Source organism: Pseudoalteromonas sp. PPB1, from assembly GCF_015356275.1.
Taxonomy (GTDB): Bacteria; Pseudomonadota; Gammaproteobacteria; order Enterobacterales; family Alteromonadaceae; genus Pseudoalteromonas; species Pseudoalteromonas rubra_D.
This window is the reverse complement of record NZ_JACEQV010000043.1, coordinates 1-24955: the sequence shown is the minus strand read 5'-3', so window position 1 is coordinate 24955 and position 24955 is coordinate 1. Positions and strand designations below refer to the sequence as shown.

Sequence of the window (24955 nt, the reverse complement as noted above, 5' to 3'; positions counted from 1 at the left end):
CCGGAACGCGGGCGGCCAGTGCGTCACTGACAATCACCCACTCCAGAGCGGCATCAGCGATAATCTGCTGGTTGCGGGCTTTGGTGTTGCTGGGTTCAAACGGAATATAAGCTGCCCCGGCTTTGAGCACGCCCAGTAAGCTCACCATCAGGCAGGCACTGCGTGGCATACAAACACCCACCAGATCGCCGGGCTCAACGCCCTGCTCCTGCAAACAGTCAGCCAGTTTAGCCGCCAGCGCATTAAGCTGCGCATAGCTAAGTTGTTCGGTGTCACTGTGCACGGCAATCGCATCCGGTGTCAGCACAGCCTGCTGCTCAAAGCGCTCTGTCAAACTGCGCGCGTCGTAAGCGCTGTGCGTGACTGGCAACTGGGTTTGTAACTGACTAAACTGCGTATCGCTGAGCGCCGTCAAAGTATCAATAGAAGTGGTAAATCCATGCTCAGTGTCCAGACAACGGGCATAGTTTTCTAAGATAATTTCAAGATGTGCCATCATGGTCGTGATGCTTTGTTCACTGTACAAGGCATCATCATATGACCAGCCAATCACGGTCCCCTCCTGACCAAGCTCTGCATGGATATCGATATCACCGCGAATTGTCATGGTCATATCTTCGGGCACATACGGTCTGAACGGCGTGCTTTTCGGCGCCTGTGGGCTGTCAGCTAAACCACTGTCATTACAGGTCAGCTGAATTTGAAATAGCGGCGTATAGCTATTAGAGCGGGTTACATCGAGCTGCTCAACCAGGTGCTCAAAAGGCACATCCTGATTGGCCTGAGCCGACAAATGAACTTGCCGAATATGTTGCAGATAACTGTCCAGGGACTGGGCTTTGAGCTCCACCCGCAATACCAGACGATTTAAGAAACACCCTATTAACTGCGCCACTTCGGCCTGAGCCCGGTTAGCAACGGTGGTGCCCACCACAATATCCCGGCTGGCTGTAAAAGTATGGAGTAGCAATACCAGCGCACTGTGCAGACACATAAAGGGTGATAACTGATAGTGACGGGCAATGGTTACTAATTTTTCCGTCAGTTCAGCACTGAGTGTCTGATTGCATTTTTTGCCACTGAACTTTTTCTTCGCAGGTCTGGGATGATCTGGGGTCAGGCTGTGTAATTCTGGTAAGCCCGTGAGATGTGAACGCCAGTAGGCTAACTGGTCCTGATAGTCCTGCGACTTTGCCCAGTTTTGCTGCCAATAAGCAAAATCACTGTACTGCACCGATAAAGGGGGTAACCCCTGTTCACTGCTGTACAGCGTCATAAATTCATTTTTAAGTATGTCCATCGACCAGGCATCGGACGCGATATGGTGCATGTTAAACAGCAAAATACCATGAGGCTGAGTACCACACGGCGTATCGGTTAGTTTGACATAGTGAATATCCAGCAGTGCATCGTGTTGCAGATCAAATTCCCGTCCGGCATGGGCCAGCGCCAGTGCCTTGACCTCGTCCCGTTGCACGGGTTCCGCCAGCGCGCTCAGATCGGTAAACTGCACCTCATTGCTGACTTGTTCACGTACCAGGCGCCGGGGTCCTTCGTCACTGGCTTCATAGCCCGTTCTGAGAATTTCATGACGCGCGATAATGGTGCGCAACGCACGCGTGGCGCGTGATACATCAAACGGCTGATACACCGAGTACGCCATCGGCATATTGTACTCACTGCCACCGCCTTGTAGTTGATTGACAAACCACAGACGCTGCTGAGCAAACGACAAACTATGTTGTTTTTCTTGCTCTGCCACCGGCTGAATGCGTTCAACCTGCTCAATGGGGGCTGATTGGGACAGCGTTGCAATAATGTCATGCTTATTCGCGCTAATAAGCGCTTTATGCTCTGCGGTCAGGGCCCCTTTCTGGGCTTTGGCCTTGAGCTTGCCATTATCCAGGTAAACTGCTACTCCCTGAGCAACCAGTTCAGCTAATAATTTGTTGATTTCAACCATTCATTCAAGTCCTGTTAGTCGAGACATGCGCCAGAGACTGACTTCATGTTACTTCTGTGGTCACTACATACGACTATTTATAACAGAACCGGGGTGGTGATGACTGCCTGTAAGATTTGACAAGGCCACTGATCTGTCACCTCTCTTGACAACGAAAAGACCCGTAAATCAGGCGGGGTTGAGCGCTTTCATACTGCATTGCTCGAACAGAGTTGTACAACATTTTATCCGTGCAAACACGGCACAGTAGCCTTGATCTCATGCATGAGATCAAGGCTGTCAATCATGAACAGGTATCCGGGTGCCATTGGCACCGGGAATAACGGCTTAGAACTCGACTTCGTCCAGCTCAGCTTCGTTAATTTCACTCAGCTGCAAGTCCAGTATTTTCTTATCCAGGAGCTGCGCCAGTTGATCGATTTGTGCGTGCTCAATGGCTTCTTTAATCGACACAGAGACGTTAAAGGCCTGATGCAGGCGTTGTACCAGCTTCATTAAGCTCAGTGAGTGTCCACCCAGCTCAAAGAAAGACTGATTAACACTGATCCGTGCACCATCGTAATCCAGTAACTCCGCCCAGATATCCCGCAGCTGACACTCAGTCTCTGTGGACGGTGCAACCTGCTTGCTGCCCGATACGCCTTCGCCCGGTTGCGGCAGTGCCTTTTTGTCGATTTTGCCATTCACCGTCAGTGGCCAGTCCTGCATCAGCGTCATTTGTTCAGGTACCATATAAGCGGGTAAGAAAGCCGCGGCTGCGCGCTTGATACGCTCAATCTCCTGTGTATGCTGCTGCTCATCGACACTGTGTTCCAGCTTCAGATAAGCATGCAGAACCTGAGTTCCCTGGCTCTGTCTGGCAATCACTACGGCACTGTCTACATGGGTGATACTGCTTAACTGATGCGTGACTTCACCGAGTTCAATCCTGAAACCCCGGATCTGCACCTGATCATCCATGCGACCGATGAACTGAATTCGCCCATCGCGCTGGTGGCGACCCAGATCTCCGGTTTTATACAGTTTTTCGCAGCCCATACCGACACAGTGCGGGTTGTCGATAAAGCGCTCGGCACTCAAAGCCTCACGGCCCAAATAACCATCGGCAAGCCCGGCCCCTGTGACATACATTTCACCCGCGACCCCCACAGGCACAGGTTGCAGCTGTGCATCAAGAATATAGACAGCCTGATCCGCCAGCGGCCTGCCAATGTGGATCTGATCAATCTCCTGGCGCGCAATAGGCGCAAAGGTGACATGCACTGTGGTCTCGGTGATCCCATACATGTTAATCAATTCGGCCTGTGCATTTGCCGGATGCTGACACCAGCTTTGCAAATGCTGTGTTTGCAGTGCTTCTCCCCCGAATACCACATAGCGTAGTGCCGGCAGGCTGATATCGTGCGCAACCACATGTTCAGCAAACACCCCAAAGGCGCTCGGAGTCTGATTTAATACACTGAGTTGGTGCTGCTGACATAACTCAACAAACGCAGCCGTATCACGAGTCTGATGATGAGTTGGGATCAACAATTTACCACCGTGAATAAGCGCGCCCCAAATCTCCCAGACACTGAAGTCAAATGCATAGGAGTGGAACAAACACCAGGTGTCCTGATTGCTAAACGAAAAGTCCTCCGCCGCACTGGCGAATAAGCGTGCCATATTACGATGAGTCTGAACCACGCCTTTCGGCGCCCCTGTCGACCCTGAAGTATAGATCACATAGGCTGGGTCGCTCAGTAACACTTCGGGTAACACAAGGGTCAAGCCGTGGTCCTGACTCAGCAGTGCCTTGCCATCCAGGCTCACCACCTGACACTGCGCCTCGTCGAGCGCCGCAGCACACTGAGGCTGTGCCAGACACAGTGCAATGTGGGCATCATTAATAATATAGTTCAGACGCTCTGCCGGACTGTTTGGATCTAACGGTACATATGCCCCACCGGCTTTGAGAATTGCCAAAATCCCCACCACAGTGTCGATTGAGCGCTCAACACATAAACCTATCAGGTCACGCTGTTGTATACCATATTCATGAACTAATTGAGCAGCCAGAGTGGTTGCCATTTTATCCAGTTCCGCATAGCTGACGGTTCGATTATCCATGACCAGCGCCGGACGCTCAGGCGTCACGCGGGCATGGTGGTCAAACTGCGCAATTACGCTGTGCAACTGCGCATCGGCATAGGCCATTTTCGGTGCTGCGAGCAGTGCTTGCTGCTCCTGAGGCTGCATAATCTCCATCTCGCCAAGCGATGCTGTGGCATCGAGTGCGATAAGATTTCTCAGTGCCGTATTAAAGTGGCCCAACAAGCCTTCCATATCGGCGCGCTCATACTGATGGCCATGGAAGCTCAGTCGTAAACTCAATACTCCCTGCATCGAGGCGGTCATGGCAACCGGGTAGTTAGTGTATTCAATCGATGCAGCACTGTTCACCTGTAACTGACTTGCTCCGCTGTGCTGCGCCTGAGATCCGGTATCATGCAGATCGGCCGGGAAATTCTCAAACACAAACAAGCTATCGAACATTGCCCCCTGAATACCATGCCCGCCACAGCTTAATATCTCCGGCAACGGCAGGTAACTATGCTGTTCACGCTGACTGTGTGCCTTATGCATTTGTTGTAGCTGAGCACCAATACTGGCCTGATGGTCCAGTTGCACTCTGACCGGCACCGTATTAATAAACAGCCCTATCATTTGCTCCACATTTGCCACTTCCGGCGGACGCCCGGATAAGGTGGTGCCAAAGCATACATCCGATTGCGCACTGTAGCGGTGCAGTGTATAAGCCCACACTAATTGCAGCACAGCATTCGCTGTGACCTGCTGATTTTGCGCAAATTGACTCAGCTGACGGGTAAGCGTTTCATCGCAACTCCATTTGATTTCGTCATAACACGGAACGTCACTGGCCGCAGCAGGTAACTGCAACGTAGTCGGTGCACTAACTCCTGCCAGTTCAGCATCCCAGAAAGCCCGCGCATCATCCCTATTTTGGTTACATAACCATTGAATATAATCCTCGTAATTCGCCGCAGGAGGCAAGGTCAGAGGCTGTCCACCGGTCAGACTCTGATAATAGCCCAGTACCTCGGAGAACAAAGTGGCCTGACACCAGCCATCGGTCAAGACATGGTGATGAGACCAGATAAGCTGGGCTTTTTGCGCGGGCAAACGCACCAGTGTCAGACTCATTAACGGGGCCAGATTAAAATCAAACCCTTTGGCTTTAATGGCGTGATGCAACTCACTGAGCTGGGTTGCCAGTAACTCAGCGGACTTATGTTGCCAGTCAAGTACTTCCATCTCAATGAGCGCATTGTTATGTACCACCTGATGAATATCTGCATCATCAAACACACTGAAGCTGGTGCGTAGGATTGCATGGCGTGCAATCACATTCTGCCAGGCCTGCTGCATGGCAGGTGTGTCCACCTCACCATCAAGCTCAAAGTGTGTCAGCGTGGTATACAGACTGGCATCTTGCTGAAGTAAGTCATGGTAAATCATCCCCTGTTGCATCGGCGTTGCCACATACACTCTTTCTATATCTGAGTATTGAGATTGCAATGAGTCCAGATGGGCCTGTTCCAGTGTCGCAGCCGGGAAATCCTCGACAATCAAAGTCTGACACTCAGCACCAGCTTTGGCCTTGGCTACTAGCTGAAGTAAAACCGCTTTAAACCGGACTGATAATGCCTCAATTTGTGCCTCTGAATAACTTGGCATCGCAAAGCTCAAATCAAATCTCAACTGATTGTCCTGGCTTTGACCATTGACCATTAAGTGATGCAGGTCGGCCGCCTCAGGGGCTGACTCTGCGCCACGCGATTCTTGCGCCATTGCCAAACGGCCCTGCGTGCCCGTCACATTGTCTAGTTTACCCAGATAGTTAAAGACGATTGCCTGATCGACACTACGTTTATCCAAAGCACAGATCTCAGCGTCCTGCCGGATATACTTTAATAATCCATACCCTAGACCATGCATGGGCAATTGTTGCAGCGTCTGTTTTACCGACTTAACGGTTGCGATCAGGTCATCTTGCTGACCCCCGAGGATCAACGGATAAAGATTGGTAAACCAGCCCATTGTTTGAGTCACATCCAGCCCGTCAAACACGGCTTCTTCCCGGCCATGACTTTCCATATCAACACGCAGCAAAGGTCTGTCAAAGGTATTCTGATAAGCCAGCAGGAAAGCACTGAGCATCAGCGTGTCCACATTACTGTGGAATACCTGCTGACAGTCTGCCAGTAATATCCGGGTGTCCGATTCATCCAAAGAGAAGGACACATTATGCCACTGCTCGGCCGCTACTTTGACTGAAGGCTGAGCCGGGAACAATGACAGTCTGTCACGCCAGTAAGTCTGTTGCTCACTCAGTGCCTCGGACTGCGCCAGCGCATTCACCGCTTCGCCCCAGGCCTGATAAGAACTGGTTTTTTCCGCCAGCTGGATAGGTTGTGCAGTTTCAATTGCCTGCAGCGCGGTTTCCAGATCCTGAAGCAAAATACGCCAGGATACCCCGTCCACAACCAGGTGGTGAATGGTCATAAACAGCCGTGCAGGCTTATCATCACCAGCATAAAAATACACAAACTTGCACAATGGCCCCTTTTCTATATCCAGCTGCCGCTGCAAGGCATCGCACCGACGCTCAACCTCAGCACTGAAATCCGCCTCGTCCAGCTCGCTCAAATCAACTATCTGATGCATATTGGCCACCTGCGTGTCGCACAGCGGTACAAAGCTGGCGACCTCTGCAAATCGCAGTCGCAACGCGTCATGGCGCTCAACCAATGCGTTTACCAACTCAGAAAAGTGGCCTGTTAAATTACCCGGCGCGCTGAGTAGTAATGACTGATTATAATGACTTGGCGCAGCCCGGTTTGCCGCAAAGAAGCGCTGCTGGATTGGCAGCAATGGCATCTCCCCGGTCACCGCATCCTGCTGCGCATTGATGCGGGTACTGAATTCAACATGTTCACTCAGGGTTGCAATACTTGGCGTCGCAAACAGCTGTTTCACGTTCAGGTGCAAACCCTGTTGTCTGGCGCGCCCGACCATTTGAATGGCAATGATGGAATCGCCACCCAGCGTAAAGAAGTTATCCTGTATTCCCACCTGCTCTATGCCCAGTAAATCCTGCCAGATATCACACAGCGTAGCTTCGGTGTTGTTTCTCGGTGCGCAATATGCATTTTGCAGCAGTGCCTTATCCGGCTCAGGCAACGCCTTTTTGTTAATTTTTCCGTTCGCCGTCAATGGCCACTCGTCGATGACCACCGCCAGCTTAGGCACCATATATTCTGGCACCTGAGCGGCAAGCTGTGCCAAAGTCGCACCGATAAAGTCACTCTGATCCTCAGTTGTGACGACCTCTGCCGGCTGTATATAAGCAACCAGGTCATTGCCCGATGCACCTTTTTTGGCCACCACAACCGCTGAGTCAATATCAGTCAGCTGACTGAGTCGCTGAGCAATCTCACCCAGCTCAACCCGGAAACCACGAATTTTAATTTGGTCGTCGGCACGACCTACGAAGGCCAAGTTGCCATCGGTCAGGTAGCGCACTAAATCGCCGGTGCGATACAAGCGTTTCGAGCTGCCTGCCACCTCAGGGTCATAAAATGGATTGTCAATAAAGCGCTCAGCCGTCATTTCGGGCTGACCCAGATAGCCACGCGCCAGGCCGTCACCACCGACATACAGCTCGCCTAAGCTACCGTGAGGCAATAAGGTCTGTTTCTGATCCAGTACATAGGTCTGAACATTACACAAAGGTGTGCCAATATGTATAGTGCCATCAATGATTTCACCCACAGTCGCACAGACTGAGGTCTCCGACGGACCGTAAGCATTATAGAAAGGATAATGTGCCCGCCAGCGTGCCACCACATTTTCTTCACAGGCTTCCCCTGCCACAATTAAACATTGCAGCGCCAGATCTGTCTGCAACGTCATGGTCGACAACAACGCCGGTGGCAAAGTCGCATGGGTGATCTGCTGCATTTTTAACAGCTCAGACAGCTGCTGTACGTCCGTACGTTGTGATTCGTCGGCAATCACCAGGGTACCTCCCGGGATCAAGGCCATCAGCCACTCCCAGGTCGCCGCATCAAAACTGATGGATGCAAATTGCAACACTTTACTGTCGGCACAAGTAGCAAAACGAGCTTGCTGGTTGTGAGCCAGGTTCACTGCGCCCTGATGAATAAGCTGCACGCCCTTGGGCTGACCGGTTGAGCCTGAGGTGTAAATCACATAAGCCAGACTGTCGCTACTGATCTCATCCAGAGCCGGGTTGTGCTGCGGATAATCATCAAGCGCCAGAGCTGCAATATCTATAGCAGTGCCCGCTTGTTCGCTCATCAGGCTCTGGGCTACTGCCAGACCACTGCCAAACCCAATCACTTGCCTAAGGCCAGCATCGGCTGCCATATAGCTCAGACGACTGGCCGGATAATCCGGGTCCAGTGGCACGTAGGCCCCACCTGCTTTGAGTATCGCCAGCATGCTCACCATCATCTCCATCGAGCGGCTGCTGCACACCCCAATCAGGGTTTCAGGTGTGATCTGTTGCTCACTCAGCAGGTAATGGGCCAGCTGATTGGCCCGCTTATTTAGCTCGGCGTAACTGATGGATTGGTCCTGGAACACCAGGGCGGTTGCCTCAGGCGCTGCCTCTGCCTGTTGTTCAAATAAATGGTGAATACAGGCCGTGTCGTCGTAGCCTAAGCTGCGCTGACCCTGCGTCAGTAACCTGGCCACTTCATCCGCCGGCAGTACGCTCAGTTCACTTACTGGTTGTGTTTGGGTTGCTTCCGTTAGCTTACTCAGCGCCGTCATCACATACTCTGCGATGCGGCTGATCTCTACCTGCTCATCAATTTGTAAGTCCAGGCTGAACACATGGGCTGCGCCATAATCATTCACCGATAAGTTAAACGGGTAGTTGGTGCGCTCCTGTGCGCTCAGACCCTGAATATCGCTGTCTTTTGCTGGCGTATCGGCTTCATCCCGCTCGGTGTGACGATAGTTCAGCATCGCGCTGAATAACGGACCATCTGAGCCCACCGCGCTGTGTTTCTGCGCCTGTGCCAGCGACACCTGCTCATAAGGCAGCAACGCTTTCAATCGTTTGTCCACGTCTTTAATCAAGTCTGTGACCGAAGATCCCCGTAACTCGACCGCCACGGGTAAGGTGTTGATCAACATCCCCAGCAGGCGTTCTACACCTGCGCCGCCATTCATCCGACCGCTCATCACAGTGCCGAACACCACTTCCTGCTGGTTGCTGCAAGCCCCCAGCACCAGTGCCCAGGCGGCATGGAAAATCGCTGCCGGACTGACTTCATGCTGTTTTGCATAAGCGCGGATGGCCTTGCTCAACGCATCACTCAGAGCCACTTTATGCTCTCGAATAGTATCACCGTTACCCTGAGTATCCTGCAGCCCAAAGGGCAGTGTCGGCTCGCTGATATGGCCCAGCGACTCAGAGAAAAACCCTTCGATGTCGAGCGTTTCCATGCGCGCCAGGGTGTCGCTGATAAACTGACGGTAAGACGCCGGCGCAGGCAAGCTCTGCGCCTTACCTGCGCTGTAACTGTGTAGTTCATCCTGGATCACCGCCATGGCAACATGGTCGATGATCAGGTGGTGTGCCTGTAATAGTGCATAGTGGTAACCCGTGTCCGGGTCCTGACACACCTGAAGGCGTAACAATGGTGCCTGAGCCAGATCCAGCCACTGTGGACCATCGGCCAGTGCGGTGATGGTTTGCTGTGCACTCATGCCCCCGGCACAGGCAAGCTGTGTCACTGGCAGCGTAACTGTGCGCTGTACCACCTGCAATGCCTGACGCTTGCCCTGCCAGAGAATGGCAGTACGCAGCACATCATGACGGGCCAGCAAAAAATTCAGGCTGTCAGTAAACTGAGTCAGTGCCGCATCGCTTTTTAATTCATAAAGGTAATTAGTGACATAGGGGTCGTTATCCGGGTCCATGCTGTGTACGAACAGCACCCCTTCCTGTAACGGTGCCAGCGGATAGATATCCTGAATGTTGGCCATGCCCCCTGGGATCTCGGTGGCGATGTCGTTCAGCTCGGCCTGGCTCAATGAAGCGAGCGGCACCATATCCGGCGTAATGGCGGTGCAACCGGCCGGGATCAGGCTGCGGCTTTCATCTGTGTCGCCTGTAGTGGCACGGCTCAATCCCTGTGCCATTTCCTGTAAGGACTGAGCGGCGAACAGCGCCTGTGCATCCACCTCAAAACCTTGTTGTCTGAGTCGGCTGGCCAGCTGCATAAGCAACAGGGAATGGCCGCCCAGTGTGAAAAAGTTTGCCGTGACGCTAAGCTGCTCAGCAGGCTGTGCCAGCAATTCGCCACACAGCGTCACGATTAATTGCTCGCGCTCCCCCTGCGGCGCCACATAAGTACCCTGCAATGCCGACGTGTCTGCTTCAGGCAGGGCTTTTTTGTTAACTTTACCGTTGGCGGTCAGTGGCCAGTCGTCAATCACCACGCCCAGCTTAGGCACCATGTAATCCGGTAAGGTTTGTGCCAGCGTGGCCAGTGTCTGAGCCATAAACTCTGGCTGTGCTTGCTCTGCGATGGTCTCAACTGGCTGGACATACGCCACCAAATAGGTGCCTGCCGGGCCGTTCTTGGCCAGCACCAGTGCACTGTCTACTTGTGTCTGGCGGCTTAGCTGCTGAGCTATCTCGCCCAGTTCAACCCGGAAGCCGCGAATTTTAATTTGGTCGTCGGCACGGCCCACGAAGGCCAGGTTGCCATCAGCCAGGTAGCGCACTAAATCGCCGGTGCGATACAGTCGCTTCGAGCTGCCTGCCACCTCGGGGTCATAAAATGGATTCTCAATAAAGCGCTCGGCCGTCAGCTCAGGCTGACCCAGATAGCCACGCGCCAGACCGTCGCCACCGACATACAGCTCGCCTAAGCTACGGTGAGGCAATAAGTTCTGTTGCTGATCCAGCACATAGGTCTGAACATTACACAAAGGTGTGCCGATGTGTATGGTGTCATCAATAATTTCACCCACAGTCGCACAGACTGAGGTCTCCGACGGGCCATAAGCATTATAGAAAGGATAATGTGCCCGCCAGCGAGCCACCACATTTTCTTCACAGGCTTCCCCTGCAACAATTAAACATTGCAGCGCCAGATCTGTCTGCAAGGTCATGGTCGATAACAACGCCGGTGGCAAAGTTGCATGGGTGATCTGCTGCGTTTTTAACAGCTCAGACAGCTGCTGTACATCCGTGCGTTGTAACTCGTCGGCAATCACCAGGGTACCACCCGGGATCAAAGCCATCAGCCACTCCCAAGTCGCTGCATCAAAACTGATGGATGCAAATTGCAACACTTTACTGTCGGCACAGGTGGCAAAACGGGCTTGCTGGTTGTGAGCCAGATTCACTGCGCCCTGATGAATAAGCTGCACGCCCTTGGGCTGGCCGGTTGAGCCTGAGGTATAGATCACATAGGCCAGGCTATCGTTACAAATCTCGTCCAGGGCTGGATTGTGTTGTGGATAGTCATCAAGCGTCAGAGCTGCAATATCAATGGCGGTGCCCGCTTGTTCGCTCATCAGGCTCTGAGCCACGGCCAGACCACTGCCATACCCAATCACTTGCTTAAGACCTGCATCGGCTGCCATATAGCTCAGGCGGCTGGCCGGATAATCCGGATCCAGTGGCACATACGCGCCACCGGCTTTGAGTATCGCCAGCATGCTCACCATCATCTCCACCGAACGGCTGCTGCATACCCCTATCAGGGTTTCAGGTGTGATCTGTTGCTCACTTAGCAGGTAATGGGCCAGCTGATTGGCCCGCTGATTTAGCTCGGCGTAACTGATGGATTGGTTCTGGAACAGCAAGGCCGTTGCCTCCGGTGCAGCCTCCACCTGTTGTTCAAATAAAGCGTGAATGCAGCGGCTGGTATCATACTCAAGACGCTGCTGCTCCCCTGTACTGACCAATTGCTGACGCTCAGACTCACACAAGGCCGAAATGTCGCCTAATGGCAGATCCGCTTCACCTTGCGCACTCACCTGACACAGCAAAGCTGCAAAGTTCTGATTCAACCGGGTAATAAAAGTATTAGAAAAAATGCTGCTGTCATACAGCCAGTCCAGCTCAACGCCACCATCGCTGATATTGATATGCATATCAATATCGAACCTGGCAACCACCCGCTCTACTCCAAAAGGCGCCAGTGCCAGTCCGTCAGAGGCCAGTGCAGAAGCCAACATATCGCGGTTCTGATTAATGCCAAACTCGCTTGCTGTGGTGAGCATAATCTGACACAAAGGCGCATATTGTGCGCTACGCGGGATATTAAGGTGCTCTATCAGTTGATCAAATTGCACCTGTTGGTGCTGCTGAGCTGCCAGGTGGACCTCTTTAACGTGCGCCACCAGCTCATGCAAGTTCTGCTGGTCAGTGTCCACACGCAATGGCAGGGTATTGACAAAAAAGCCGATCAGCTTGTCCAGTTGCGGCGAAATGCGGTTCGCCACGGGTGTGCCAATCACGATATCAGTGCTGTTACTATAACGACTCAATAATAACGACAACAAGGCATGCATCAGCATAAACGGTGTGACCTGAAGGCGTAGTGCCAGGGCCAGCAAAGGCTGCGCAACCTTGCTTGCCAGCCGACCCTGAACATGGCCACCGGCATGTTGTTTGGTCGCCGGACGCGTCTGACACAATGGCAGGTCATGCACCAGTGGCGCATCGTCCAGCTGCTGCTGCCAGTAAGACAAGGCGTCATCCAGCGCACCATTCTCTGCGCGTTGCTGCTGCCACAGTGCAAAATCGCCATACTGGATTTCCAGCGGGGCCAGTTCAGCACTTTGCCCGACGTTGAGCTGCTCATACACAGTCACAAACTCACGCAGCAAAATTTGCTGTGACCAGCCATCGGAGGCAATGTGATGGGTATTGAATAACAGCACACCGCTCGTCTCTTCAGTGGCAGGAGCCTTAAAGTAGTCGACCCGGAGCATCAGATCCGCGCTCAGGTCAAAACACTTTGCCGACTCAGTGGCGATCACCTCGGCTATCTGTGACGGCCAGTTATCGACCTGTGACAGATCATGGACCTTTACCCGGCATGGCTGACTGATGTTCACCTGTTGGTAAGCCCCCGTGTCATCCTGATGGTAAGTCGTTCGTAAGATTTCATGCCTTTCAACAATGACATTCAGAACGGCTTCAATCTTTGTCAGATCCGGTTGCCCGCTAACTGTAAACGCCAATGGTTGGTTATACTCGGCCGACCCCTGCTTCAGGCTGTCGATAAACCACAGCCTTTGCTGCGCGTTCGACAAGGGCAGTCGCGTCTTGTCAGCAGGCCGCTGTGGAATGTCGAGGTCATTGTGCTGGTTTGCCAGAAACGCGATGATGTCCGCTTTATGGGCCTGAATTTGCTTTTTCAGCGCCTCTGGAAAAGGTGCTGCGGATTTTTGCTTAAAGCCCAGCTTACCCGCTTCGGTAAACAGTAAAATATCACTGGCAATCGCTTCATCAATAATTTGCTTGGCTATCATAACCACCCCTCCGCCTCTGTGGCTTTTTCTTCCAATGCCTCTTGGGCTTGCTTTTCAGTCACTTTCTGCTGGACGTACTGGGCCAGATCTCGCAGCACCACGCGATTAAAGACCTCATTAAATGCAAGCGAAATGCCCCATTGCTTTTTCAAACTTCCGAGCATTTTTATCAGTAAAATAGAGTTACCACCGAGCTTGAAGAAATGTCCGTCACGACCAATTTCGCGCTCCTGCAACGACAGAATATCGGCCCAGAGTTGGTTAATATGGGCTTCCATTTCCGTCTCTGGCGCTGCATACACCGCGCTTTGCTGAGTTGTTGCCAGTTCCGCCAACTGATTGCTGTCGAGCTTGCCATTGACCGTCAAAGGCCAGTGCTCAATCACCAGATAGTCAGCCGGGATCATGTATTCTGGTAGCTGCTCGGCCAACGCCTGTATCAGACCTTCGGTCATAGCCGCCTCGCCCTGCTGATTTACCAGCAGTGTCCCTTCAGAAGTCAGTTCAATGAAGGCCACCAGTCGCATCTGCGCTTGTTGTTCAACCAACAGAACTTCTGCCTGCTCGACTAACCCCTGCTCTGCTATCTGGCGCTTCACTTCTTCGAGCTCAATTCGGTATCCGTTGAGCTTAACCTGCTCATCGATACGCCCGATAAAAGTCATTTCTGAATTGCCCAGCGTTCTGACCAGATCGCCGGTTTTATATAGCTTGCGGTAACAGGCCGACTGGCCGCTCTGGTAGGCCGGATTATCAATGAACCGCTCGGCACTTAACTGAGGTCGATTAAGATAACCACGGGCCACTCCCGGCCCCGTCAGGTATAGCTCACCGATGGCGTAAGGGGGAACCGGATGACCATCTTCATCCAGCACAATACCTTGCATATTTGTTATCGGTGCGCCCATAGAAATAGGCGTCTGATGGCCTTCCTCGATACACTTCCAGTGACTGCCGACCGTCGTTTCTGTAGGCCCGTACTCGTTTACAAACACTGTCTCAGGCAGGCAGCTGCGTAACTGCGCAATGGTGTCTAAATTGAGCTGCTCTCCACCGAGAATAATGACGTGCTTGTGAGAATTTTGTTGTGTCATTTTAGCGGCTATCAGTTGCAGATGTGCGGGTGTCAGTTTAAATAGCAATGCGGTTTGTGCCGTCTCCAGCGCCTGTACCACCTGTTCACTTGCTTTATCTTCGTCACAGGTCAGGTTAACCACGCCACCTCTGAGTAACGGCATAAACAGGCTTGTTACGGTAGCATCAAAGCTCAGTGATGTACTGACTACACCATCGGTCACTTGTGCTGCTAACTGAGTGTTCAGGTGCGTCAGATAATGATTCAGGTTGGCGTGTTCAATCATCACCCCTTTCGGCTTCCCGGTGGTGCCTGAGGTATAAATCACATAGGCCAGGCTGTCTGCATCCGGTGACGTTTGTCTGGCGCTGCGCGCAACAAGGTCTGCTTCGTCGCACTGCGTCATATCGAGATACGGGACTGCACTTTGCCCGGCAGCAGTTTGCAGGGCGCTCGTACCTGCACGACCCAATACTGCAATCGCGCAACTGTCTTCAAGCATAAACTGGATCCGTTGTTGTGGATGTGCCGGATCAATCGGCAGGTAGGCACACCCCGCTTTCCAGATAGCCAAAATGGCAACCAGAGTATCGAGTGTGCGGCTGGCTTCAATGGCAATGATCTTGTCACGACCACCGTAGTTCTGTGCTATCAGCCAGTCAGCCAGCTTGTTCGCCCGCGCATCCAAAGCCGCATAGCTCAGACTGTGTTGTTGGTGCTGTGCAGCCACACGCTCAGGTGCGAACTGCGCAATCTGTGAAACCTGCTCCAGGATTGAATGCGTTGCTGATGACGAGGTATTTATCTCCGGTGTCAGTGTGTTCCCGGCCATACTGGCGTAGAGCGCTTTCAGTGTCGTATCAGAAGCCGTTAATGGCTGGCTCAGATGAGTCAGGACGTTGCACAGATCATCCGCCAGTTGGCCGACATGGTGCTCAGTGAACAGCCCCCGATCATAAGCCCAGTAACAACTGACTCCGCTCTCGGTCATCTTCAGCGCTAAGTCTAAGTCATATTTAATTGTGACCGCACTGTGAGTCAGTGGCTCCAGTTTAATACCCGGCAGGCCTGGCGCGTCGGACTGCTGATAATCATTGTCGGTGTCGACTATGATTTGAAATAAGGGTGTCTGGCCTGGTGTTCGGGTGGGTGTCAGTGCCTGGACCAGGGCTTCAAACGGCACTTCCTGATTCAATTGTGCGTCGATGTGCACCTGTCTGACATGGTGTAAATAATCCGCCAGAGACGCCTGTTCCGTGTTGACCCGATAGACCAGCGTATTGACGAAGAAACCAATCAGGTTATGTAACTGTGGGTTCTGGCGATTCGCCTGCGGACTGCCAATAACAATATCATGGCTCCGACTGTGACGGGAAAACACCAGTGCCAGAGCGGCATGCAATAGCATAAAGGTGGTCATATCAAAGCGACTTGCCAGCGTCTGCAAGCCCTGTTTGACTGTTTCAGGCAGGACTCTGTTCAGTATCCCCCCCTGCCCTCTGGCCTGGCTATCACGCGGACCATCCAGAGGCAGACTATGAGTATGCGGCAGGCCATCCAGCTGCGCGCGCCAGTAGTCTAACTGCTTAGCTGATTTATCTGAGTTATATTGATGCTGCCACTGGGCAAAGTCGGCATATTGAATGTCCATCGCAGTCAGCTGTGCTGCTTCCCCTTTAATCAGGCTCTCATACAGGGTTGTGAATTCTTTGACTAGCAAGGCCATCGACCAGCCATCCGTCGCGATATGGTGGAGGGTTAACAGCAATAAAGTCACCGGCTCAGCCCCCCCCGTCAGCGCTATCGCGCGACACCGGATCGGCAATTCATTCTGCAGATCAAAACCGCGCTGTGCTTCTTCATTGACGATATACTGTATTTTCGCATCATCCAGCTGGGCTGCTGGCAACGTCTCACGATGAATGCTCAGCTGAGCATCGTGATGGATCACCTGACGGAGTGTCTCCTGCGCATCTGTTGAATACGTCGTTTTGAGGATCAGGTGGCGATCCATAATGCCATTCAGTGCTTGTTGTGCCAGCTCGACATCAAACTTACCGGTGATTTTTAAGTTAACAGGCACATTGTAATTGGCTTGGCTATCACTTTGCTCTGAAAACCACAACGCCTGTTGAGAGAATGACAAAGGCATGGCTTCGGTATGTGGTTGCACAGTAATCTGATCAGCCGGGCTTTCGCTGCTGGCCATTGCCAGATAGTACTCCTTCAATTGCGTTTTATTCGCAATGATCTGCTCACGCAGGTCGGCCGAGATGACTTTAGGTAACTTCACGACAAGGTTATTGTCTTTGATTTTGAGTTTAACGCCAGCTGCGATGAGCTGATCGACTAATGCTGTTATATTCACTTCGCTATTCCTGACTTAATGCGGTTGATTACGGCTAAGGGAAACCCTGAATTACAGTTGAGAGAAACTGATGGGATCGCCAAAACACACCAAAATTTTTCTGGCACCCTGATACGGGTTTCGGGCATGAGCTTTTAATATATTGTCGACCAGCATGACATCACCTTGCTGCCAGTCGAACTGCTGATGATTGGCCTGATAGACCTGAAGTATCTGGGCCATGGTCTGATCGGAAATTCTGTCGCCATTGCCAAAGTAGCAGTTGCGCGGATAATCGGCCTCATCGTCAAACATAATGGCCAAGTTTTCCTTGAGATCCTCATTCAAACAACTGAAATGCCAATGCTGTGCCTGAGTAACCCAACAAGGTGCCTGAGTGGCAGGATGGATAACCACGGCCGGTCGAATCGCGCGCGTGGTTAATTGCTCGCCGCGCCACTCAAACTCCAGTGCCTGATCTCGACATTTTGCCTCTACCTCAGCCTTATTCTCCGTTTGAAAAATGGTTTTCCAGCCCAGCCCAACAAAGTCGTCGGCCTGGTAGTTACGGACATACATGACCTGTTTGTCGATAAACTCCTGAACTAGATCGGCGGGTAACTGGGACAGCACAGAGCGGGCATCGGCTATCGGTGTTTGCCCACCGCTCAGCGCGGGTTGTTCGCAGGCAAAAATCGCACGGCCGGGAAAGCGTTGATTAAAGGTATTTTCATTGTGCCAAAGAAGGAATTCAGACTCTGAGTATTCAACCGGTCGTTGCACATTACCATTGGTGCTTGCCGGACGATGCTCGGTATTATTGGTCAGCACCTGTGTCATAAAACAGGCAGCCAGTTGTTCGACCTGAGCGGGTGAGCCAAAGTTACCACCACGCAGCAGTACCGCCCCGGCATCCGCCAGGTGTTGCTCAATCGTGTCTTGCAAAGCAACGACTTGCTCATACGGTGCACTATCCTGATGTAACTGTATCACTACCGGACTGTGTGCCTGGTCGTTTAATTTTGCGACCTCGGGCATAGTGATAGTCAAAGCCATACGGGTTCCTTTTTGTCATTATAAGTCGGTGCGCCATGACTCCCATGACGCACCGATAAATCAATTTAAAGTACGAGTAGCTCCCCCTCATACTCATCATCATCGTCTTGTTCCATCCACAGCAGGTGCTCAATGCGCTTGGCCATGCTCTGAATGTCTGAACTTTGGTACAACTCACGCAGTTGCAATGCTGCACCAAATTCGCTGCGCAATTTATTCAGCAACAACATCAGGGACAAGGAGTTGCCTCCCAGTGAGAAGAAGCTCTCAACCACGCTGATGTGCTCCTCCGAGGTTTGCAAAACCTCAGACCAAATCTGCACTAAACGCACTTCTGTCTCACTGACCGGCTGCACCGCCACTGAGGAGAGTTCAGTTAGCGATGGTTCCGGCAGCGCTTTCTTATCCAGCTTACCGTTTGCCGACAATGGCCAGTCAGTCATCACCAGATACTGACTGGGCAGCATATACTCAGGCAATTGACCCGCCAGGCTGCGCTTGATTGCTGCCAGCTTGCGTTCATTATCCTGAAGCTGCGACTCACTCGAGGCAAATTTGATCTCATGCATGAGATCAAATTTGACATAAGCCACCAACTGCAGCTGCCCGGCCAACTCTTTCGCCTGCACAACAGCAGAATCGACTTCAGGCAATTGCAACAACTGACTCTCAATATCACCCACTTCAATTCTGAAGCCTCGGATCTTGATTTGCTCGTCAACACGTCCGCAATATTCGAGATAATCTTCGCCGATATACCGAGCCAAGTCACCTGTCTTATACATCAGGTTATATTGCGAATTTTCGTCTTCAAATGGATTGACAACAAAGCTCTTTTGAGTTAGCTCATCTCGATTTAGGTATCCTTTAGAAACACTTGGTCCGGCAATATACAGCTCGCCCATCGCACCTTTAGGAACAAGCCCTAACTCTTTGTTTAGTATATACACTTTGGTATTTGGAAGCGGTCTACCTATGGGCATAGTGGCACCGATTTGGTCACGCTGAGCCGTGACATTCAATGCAATTGCCCCGACGGTTGCTTCTGTCGGACCATAATGGTTATAGATAACACTGTTTGGAAATTTAGCCTGCAGTTGATCATAAAGTTCCAGCGGGAAGGCTTCACCACCAATCACGAAAGTGTGAGTCAGCTGACACACCTCTTCGCCCATAAAGGCCACCAGAGCTTTACCATGATGCGGTGTCATGCGCAGCAGATAAGGCTGTTCCTGTAATTCGTGTTTCATGCTTTCAAAGCGCGCTTCGCCGGCCAGGATATTGACCGATGTACCGCTGATCAACGGCAGGAATAAGCTAGGTACACTGATATCGAAGGCATAAGACGTAACCAGTAATGACGACTGCGGCTGCGCATAATATCTGTGCTGTACCGACTGTAAATAGTCACACACATTAGAGTGACGCAGCTGAACGCCTTTTGGTTTGCCCGTGGTGCCCGACGTGTAGATAACATAAGCCAGATCACCGGCACTGACAGTCTGTTGTGGGTTATCCCGCTTACCCTGGCCGCTCAGCTGAGCTTCAAGTGCCGCGACCTCAAGGCGTGCACAGCTTTGCGGCAAGGTTGCGATACGCTCAGGGTCGGTAAACACCACGTCTAACTGCGCATCGTCTATGATCTGTTGATTACGATGCAGCGTGTTGTGATGATCGAAGGGCACATAGGCAGCTCCGGCTTTGAGTACTGCCAGCATAGTGACCAGAATATACTCCGAGCGCTCTACACAAATACCGACACGCTGTCCCGGTGCAATCCCGTACTCGTCAATCAGATGATGTGCGAATTGGTTACTCAGCGTATTCAGTGCCTCATAACTCAAGGAGCGCTGAGGTCCTGTCAGGGCGATCGCCTGCGGCTGCTGCTGTGCCTGTTGCTCAAACAAAGTATGGATGCACAGCTGTGTATCATAGTCTTGCTCTGTTTGATTCAGTGATACCAGCAACTCTTGGCGCTCTGCCTGTGACAGCATATTGAGGGTGCCCGGCACCCTGGTCAGAATCTCTTGCGGCTCAGACGCCGTCAGTACGCTCAACAGCTCACCCAAGTGACGGTTGAGGGTCTCGATACGCGCCGCACTGAACAGGGCTGTGTCATAAGTCCAGCAGATATCGACACCCGACTCGCTCAACGCCATATGCACATCGAGATCAAACTTGGCCACCACAGAGTCCTCTGCCAGTGGGCTCAACTGCGCATCACCCAGAGACAACACCGACTCATCCATCCCCGTATTCAAACCATAATCTGTCTGGGTGCGCAACATGACCTGGAACAGCGGCGTATGTGCCGTGCTGCGTGGTACATTGAGTTGTTCAACCAATTGCTCAAACGGCACATCCTGATTTGACTGGGCATCGAGGTGCACGCTCTTAACATGTGCCAGATACTCAGCCAGTGTCGCCTGATCAGTATTGACATTTAGCACTAAGGTATTAACAAAGAAACCAATTAGAGGCTCCAGCTCGGCCTGAGTACGGTTGGCAACCGGGGTACCTATCACAATATTCTGTGCATTACTGTGTCTGGATAATAACAATGACAGTGCCCCATGCAGCAGCATAAACGGCGTCAACCCTTCAGCCTTAGCCAGTGCAGCCAGCCCTTGTGCAACCTCTTTACTAAGCGAGCCTGTTACCTGCGCCCCCTGATGTTGCTTCACTTCCGGACGTGGGTGATCCAAAGGCAGACTGTGCACCGGTGGTACATCGGCCAGCTGTTGCTGCCAATATCCCAGTTGCTGCTCCAGCACTGCCTCACTTAAGTATGCCCGCTGCCATTGTGCATAATCGGCGTACTGAATGGTCAGCGGTGCCAGCGGATTACCCTGACCCTGACTGTAGGCCTGATACAAGGCCACAAACTCTTTCACCAGCACCTGCATTGACCAGCCATCCGAGGCAATATGGTGCATGTTAAACAGCAGCACCCCACTGCTCTGTGAAGTATGCAGATACCCTGCACGCACCATCACATCTTTGGTCAAATCAAATGGTTGACTTAGTAGCTGTGCCATCGCCCCGGCAATCGCCTGTTGTTGCTGTGCCGGGTTGTACATACGGATATCTTCATAGCCAAGACTAAATTGTGCTTCATCCAGGATCAGCTGCTCAGCACCGTGCTCACCATCACGGTACACCGTTCTGAGCACTTCATGTCGGGCAATGATGGTTTGCAGTGCCGCTTCAACCACGGCCAACTCCAGCTCCCCTTCAACTTCAAAAGCTGCTGGCATATTGTATTGTGCCGAGTCACTGTGTAACTGATCGATAAACCATAGACGTTGCTGCGCAAACGACTGTGGCAATGCACTATACTGGCCCAGTTGCTCATCCTGTATGGTGATTCTGGGCAGGGCTTTAACGCCTTCGCGCACCGCTTGCCCGCGACGAGCCATAATTTCTTCAGCCTGCTCCGCAACGGTAGCGGCATTGAACAGGGTTTTCACTGGCAGCTCAACACCCAGCTGCTCACGCAGTCCCGCAGCCAGTCTGACAGATAACAGCGAGTGGCCTCCTAAGTGGAAGAAGTTCGCCGTGGTACTGATGGTTTCCGGTGCCATGTCGAGCAACTCAGCCCAGATCTGACAAATGGCACGTTCAGTCTCACAGGCAGGTGCCACATATTCACCCTGCAATGCCATAGTATCTGCCTCAGGCAGGGCCTTTTTATTAATTTTGCCGTTGGCTGTCAAAGGCCACTCAGCGACCACCACACCCAACTTGGGCACCATATAGTCGGGCACCTGACTGGCCAATTCGGCCAATGCACCTTGAGTAAATTCATTGTCAGATAGCTCGCTAACGGCCTGAGCTGGCTGCAAATAAGCAACCAGATAGGTGCCGATGGCGCCTGTTTTAGCAACCACCAGGGCAGATTCAACACCCGTTTGCTGACTCAGCTGCTGGGCAATTTCACCCAGCTCAACACGGAAGCCGCGGATCTTGATCTGATCATCAGTACGGCCAATAAAGGCCAGGTTACCATCGGCCTGATAACGCACCAGGTCACCGGTTCGGTATAAACGCTCAGAGCTGCCGGGCACACTGGCATCATAAAAAGGATTGTCGATGAAACGCTCAGCCGTCAGCTGTGGCTGATTCAGATAACCACGTGCCAGGCCGTCACCACCAACATACAGTTCACCGGCACAGCCAAATGGCACCAGGCTTTGATGCTCATCCAAAATCAGGGTTTGCACATTATACAAAGGACGCCCGATATGAATGCTGTTATCCGTAATTTCACCCACCGTAGCGCACACAGAGGTCTCCGACGGACCATAGGCATTAAAGAAGCGATAATGGCGTCTCCAACGCTCTACAACCTGCTCTTCACAAGCTTCACCCGCCACAATCAGGCACTGCAAGGCTAAGTCTGTTTGTAACGCCATGGTGCTCAACAAGGCCGGTGGCAAGGTTGCGTGCGTAATGGCTTGTTGTTTCAGTACCTCACTTAACTTACCCCCTTCGGTGCGAGCCTGCTCATCACAGATCACCAGGGTGGCGCCATTAAGTAGAGCCATGACCCAATCCCAGGTCGCGGCATCAAAGCTGATTGATGCAAATTGTAATACCCGACTGGCAGGCGTGATATCGAACAGCACCTGCTGATTGGCAGCAAGGTTCACCGCACCTTTGTGGCTCAGCCCCACGCCTTTTGGACGCCCCGTTGAACCTGAAGTATAAATCACATAGGCCAGCGAGTGATTCGATTTAAGGATTCCCAGCGGCTGTTCGTCTGACGCTGCGGCCTCTGACAGGTTGCTGACATTGAGGTTAGCGATGTCTCTGTCCTGACACAGTGCGTCAGTCACTTCAACACCCCGACCATAACTTAAGATCTGAGCGACTTTGGCGTCATCGACCATGTACTCCAGGCGCTCCATCGGATAATCCGGATCCAGCGGTAAGTAAGCACCGCCCGCTTTAAGGATAGCCAGCATCGCAATGATCATGTCTGCCGAGCGCTCCATACACAGGCCGACTATCGTATCAGGTACGATTTGGTGCTGCGCAACCAAATAGCTGGCAAGCTGCTCTGCACGATCGTTCAGCGCCTGATAGCTCAGCACAGACTCACCAAATTGCAGCGCCGGTGCGTCAGGCTGTGCCGCAACATGACGCTCAAAAATGCTGTTAATGCAGGCCTCATCATCATAACTACGCTGTGTCTGGTTGCGGCCAAAGATCAGCTCCTGGCTCTGTTGCTCACTCAGCATCGGCAAACGTGCCACCGATTGCTCAGTCATATCAGCCTGTGCCAGATTAGTCAGTGTATTCGCCAGGTGACTCATTAAGCTGTCAATGTATTGCGCACTGAATAAGTGATTATCGAAGTTGATTTTCAGTTTGCCGCCGTGCTCGTTGACTGACATAAAAATGTCCAGATCAAACTTCACTGTGACCTGTGGATCTTCTATCGGCTTAAGTTGCGCATCACCCAGTCGCGTAGACTGAGTTTTGGGTGCATCCAGACCATAATCGTTGTCCGTCAGCAACATAATCTGAAACAGCGGGCTTTGGCTGGTGTTGGTTTCTATGTCCAGGTGCTCAACCAGCTGCTCAAATGGAATATCCTGATTTTCCTGCGCAGCAATATGAGTCTGTTTAACATGTTCAAAGAAAGCCGCGAGGGTTTTGTCACTGGTGTTCAATCTCAGTACCAGTGAGTTAACAAAAAACCCTATCAGCGACGTCAAATCAGCATGCTGACGGTTGGCCACCGGGGTACCAATCACAATATCATGGCTGTTGCTGTGACGTGAAAGCACAATCGCCAGCGCGCCGTGTAACAACATAAACGGAGTGATCTCAAGGGTGCTGGCCAGCTCGGTCAGACGGCGACTGACTGACTGAGACAAGGTCATCTCCAGTGACTCTCCAGTGTGGTTTTTCATCTCCCCTCGGCGTCCCTGTAGCGGTAAACCATGCACAGTTGGTACACCATCTAATTGCTTTTTCCAGTAGTCCAGCTGACTTACCCCTGCATCTCCTGCCAACCAATTGCGTTGCCAGTGGGCATAATCAGCATACTGAATGGGCAGGGGTGCCAGTTGGGCCTGCTGACCAGACAGATGCGCCGTATACAGGGCCGTAAACTCTTTGACCAGTAATTGCATTGACCAGCCGTCTGATACGATATGCGGCATATTCAACGCCAGCACACCGCTTTGATCCGACAAGATCAGATAGCGCGCCGATAACATTTGTGCCTCTTGCAGCACAAAGGCGTGTTGACTAAAGGTGATGAGGTTTTGCTCTAAAGCTTCAGCCTGCGCCGACGTCTCCAGGGTACTGAGATCGAAACGCTCAACCTGACAATCGTAAGGAGCCTGTGCCTGTTGATAGATCTCTCCCTGTACCTCTGAATATGAACTGCGCAGTACTTCGTGGCGCGCAACTATGGTGTTCAGTGCAGCTTCAACAGCGTCCAGGTCCAGCTCACCGCTCACTTCAAATGCAGCTGGCATGTTGTATTGCGCCGAGCCACCCTGTAAGCGGTCGATGAACCACAGTCGTTGCTGCGCAAAGGATGCGGCCATGCGACCATCTTGCGGACGAGCCTGCACCTCTATGCGCTGTGCTGTGCTGCCTCCCTGTGCCTGTTTATGCTCAACCTGTTGCGCCTGGCTGGCGATGCTCGCATGTTCAAACAACTCGCTGATACTGAATTCAACCCCGAAGGCCTGTTTGATTGCCGCCACCAAACGCACCGACAACAAAGAATGTCCGCCCAGCTTAAAGAAGCTGCTGTCTACGCTTATCTGCTCCGGCGTTAACTTTAATAATGAAGACCACAGCTCAACCAGCTGCTGCTCTGTTGCTGTGCGTGGCGCAACGTGTTGGGCCGCGGCTTTTTCCTGCGGGTCTGGCAGTGCTTTTTTGTCCAGTTTAC

5 protein-coding genes are annotated in these 24955 nt (G+C 52.2%); all 5 read right to left on the bottom strand.

The window, feature by feature from the left end; translation table 11 throughout:
* A partial coding sequence (locus IY568_RS23630; protein ID WP_194868874.1) for a condensation domain-containing protein occupies positions 1-1963 on the bottom strand: 1963 nt, incomplete at its 3' end.
* Positions 1964-2290: 327 nt separating this feature from the next.
* Entirely contained in the window at positions 2291-13558 is an 11268-nt protein-coding gene (locus IY568_RS23625) for a non-ribosomal peptide synthetase (protein ID WP_194868873.1), read from the bottom strand.
* Complete coding sequence (locus IY568_RS23620) at positions 13555-17001, bottom strand: non-ribosomal peptide synthetase (RefSeq protein ID WP_194868872.1); 3447 nt, start codon at positions 16999-17001, stop codon at positions 13555-13557. Before IY568_RS23620 ends, IY568_RS23625 begins: the two co-directional genes overlap by 4 nt.
* 51 nt (positions 17002-17052) lie before the next feature.
* Complete coding sequence (locus tag IY568_RS23615) at positions 17053-18036, bottom strand: TauD/TfdA family dioxygenase (protein ID WP_138539532.1); 984 nt, start codon at positions 18034-18036, stop codon at positions 17053-17055.
* A 65-nt stretch (positions 18037-18101) separates the two neighbouring features.
* Positions 18102-24955 (bottom strand): non-ribosomal peptide synthetase (locus IY568_RS23610; RefSeq protein WP_194868871.1); only part of this gene is annotated, 6854 nt, incomplete at its 5' end.

Coding starts and splice junctions, on each gene's coding strand:
- IY568_RS23625 (WP_194868873.1), bottom strand. CDS start 13,558: ATGATAGCCAAGCAAATTATTGATGAAGCGATTGCCAGTGATATTTTA.
- IY568_RS23615 (WP_138539532.1), bottom strand. CDS start 18,036: ATGGCTTTGACTATCACTATGCCCGAGGTCGCAAAATTAAACGACCAG.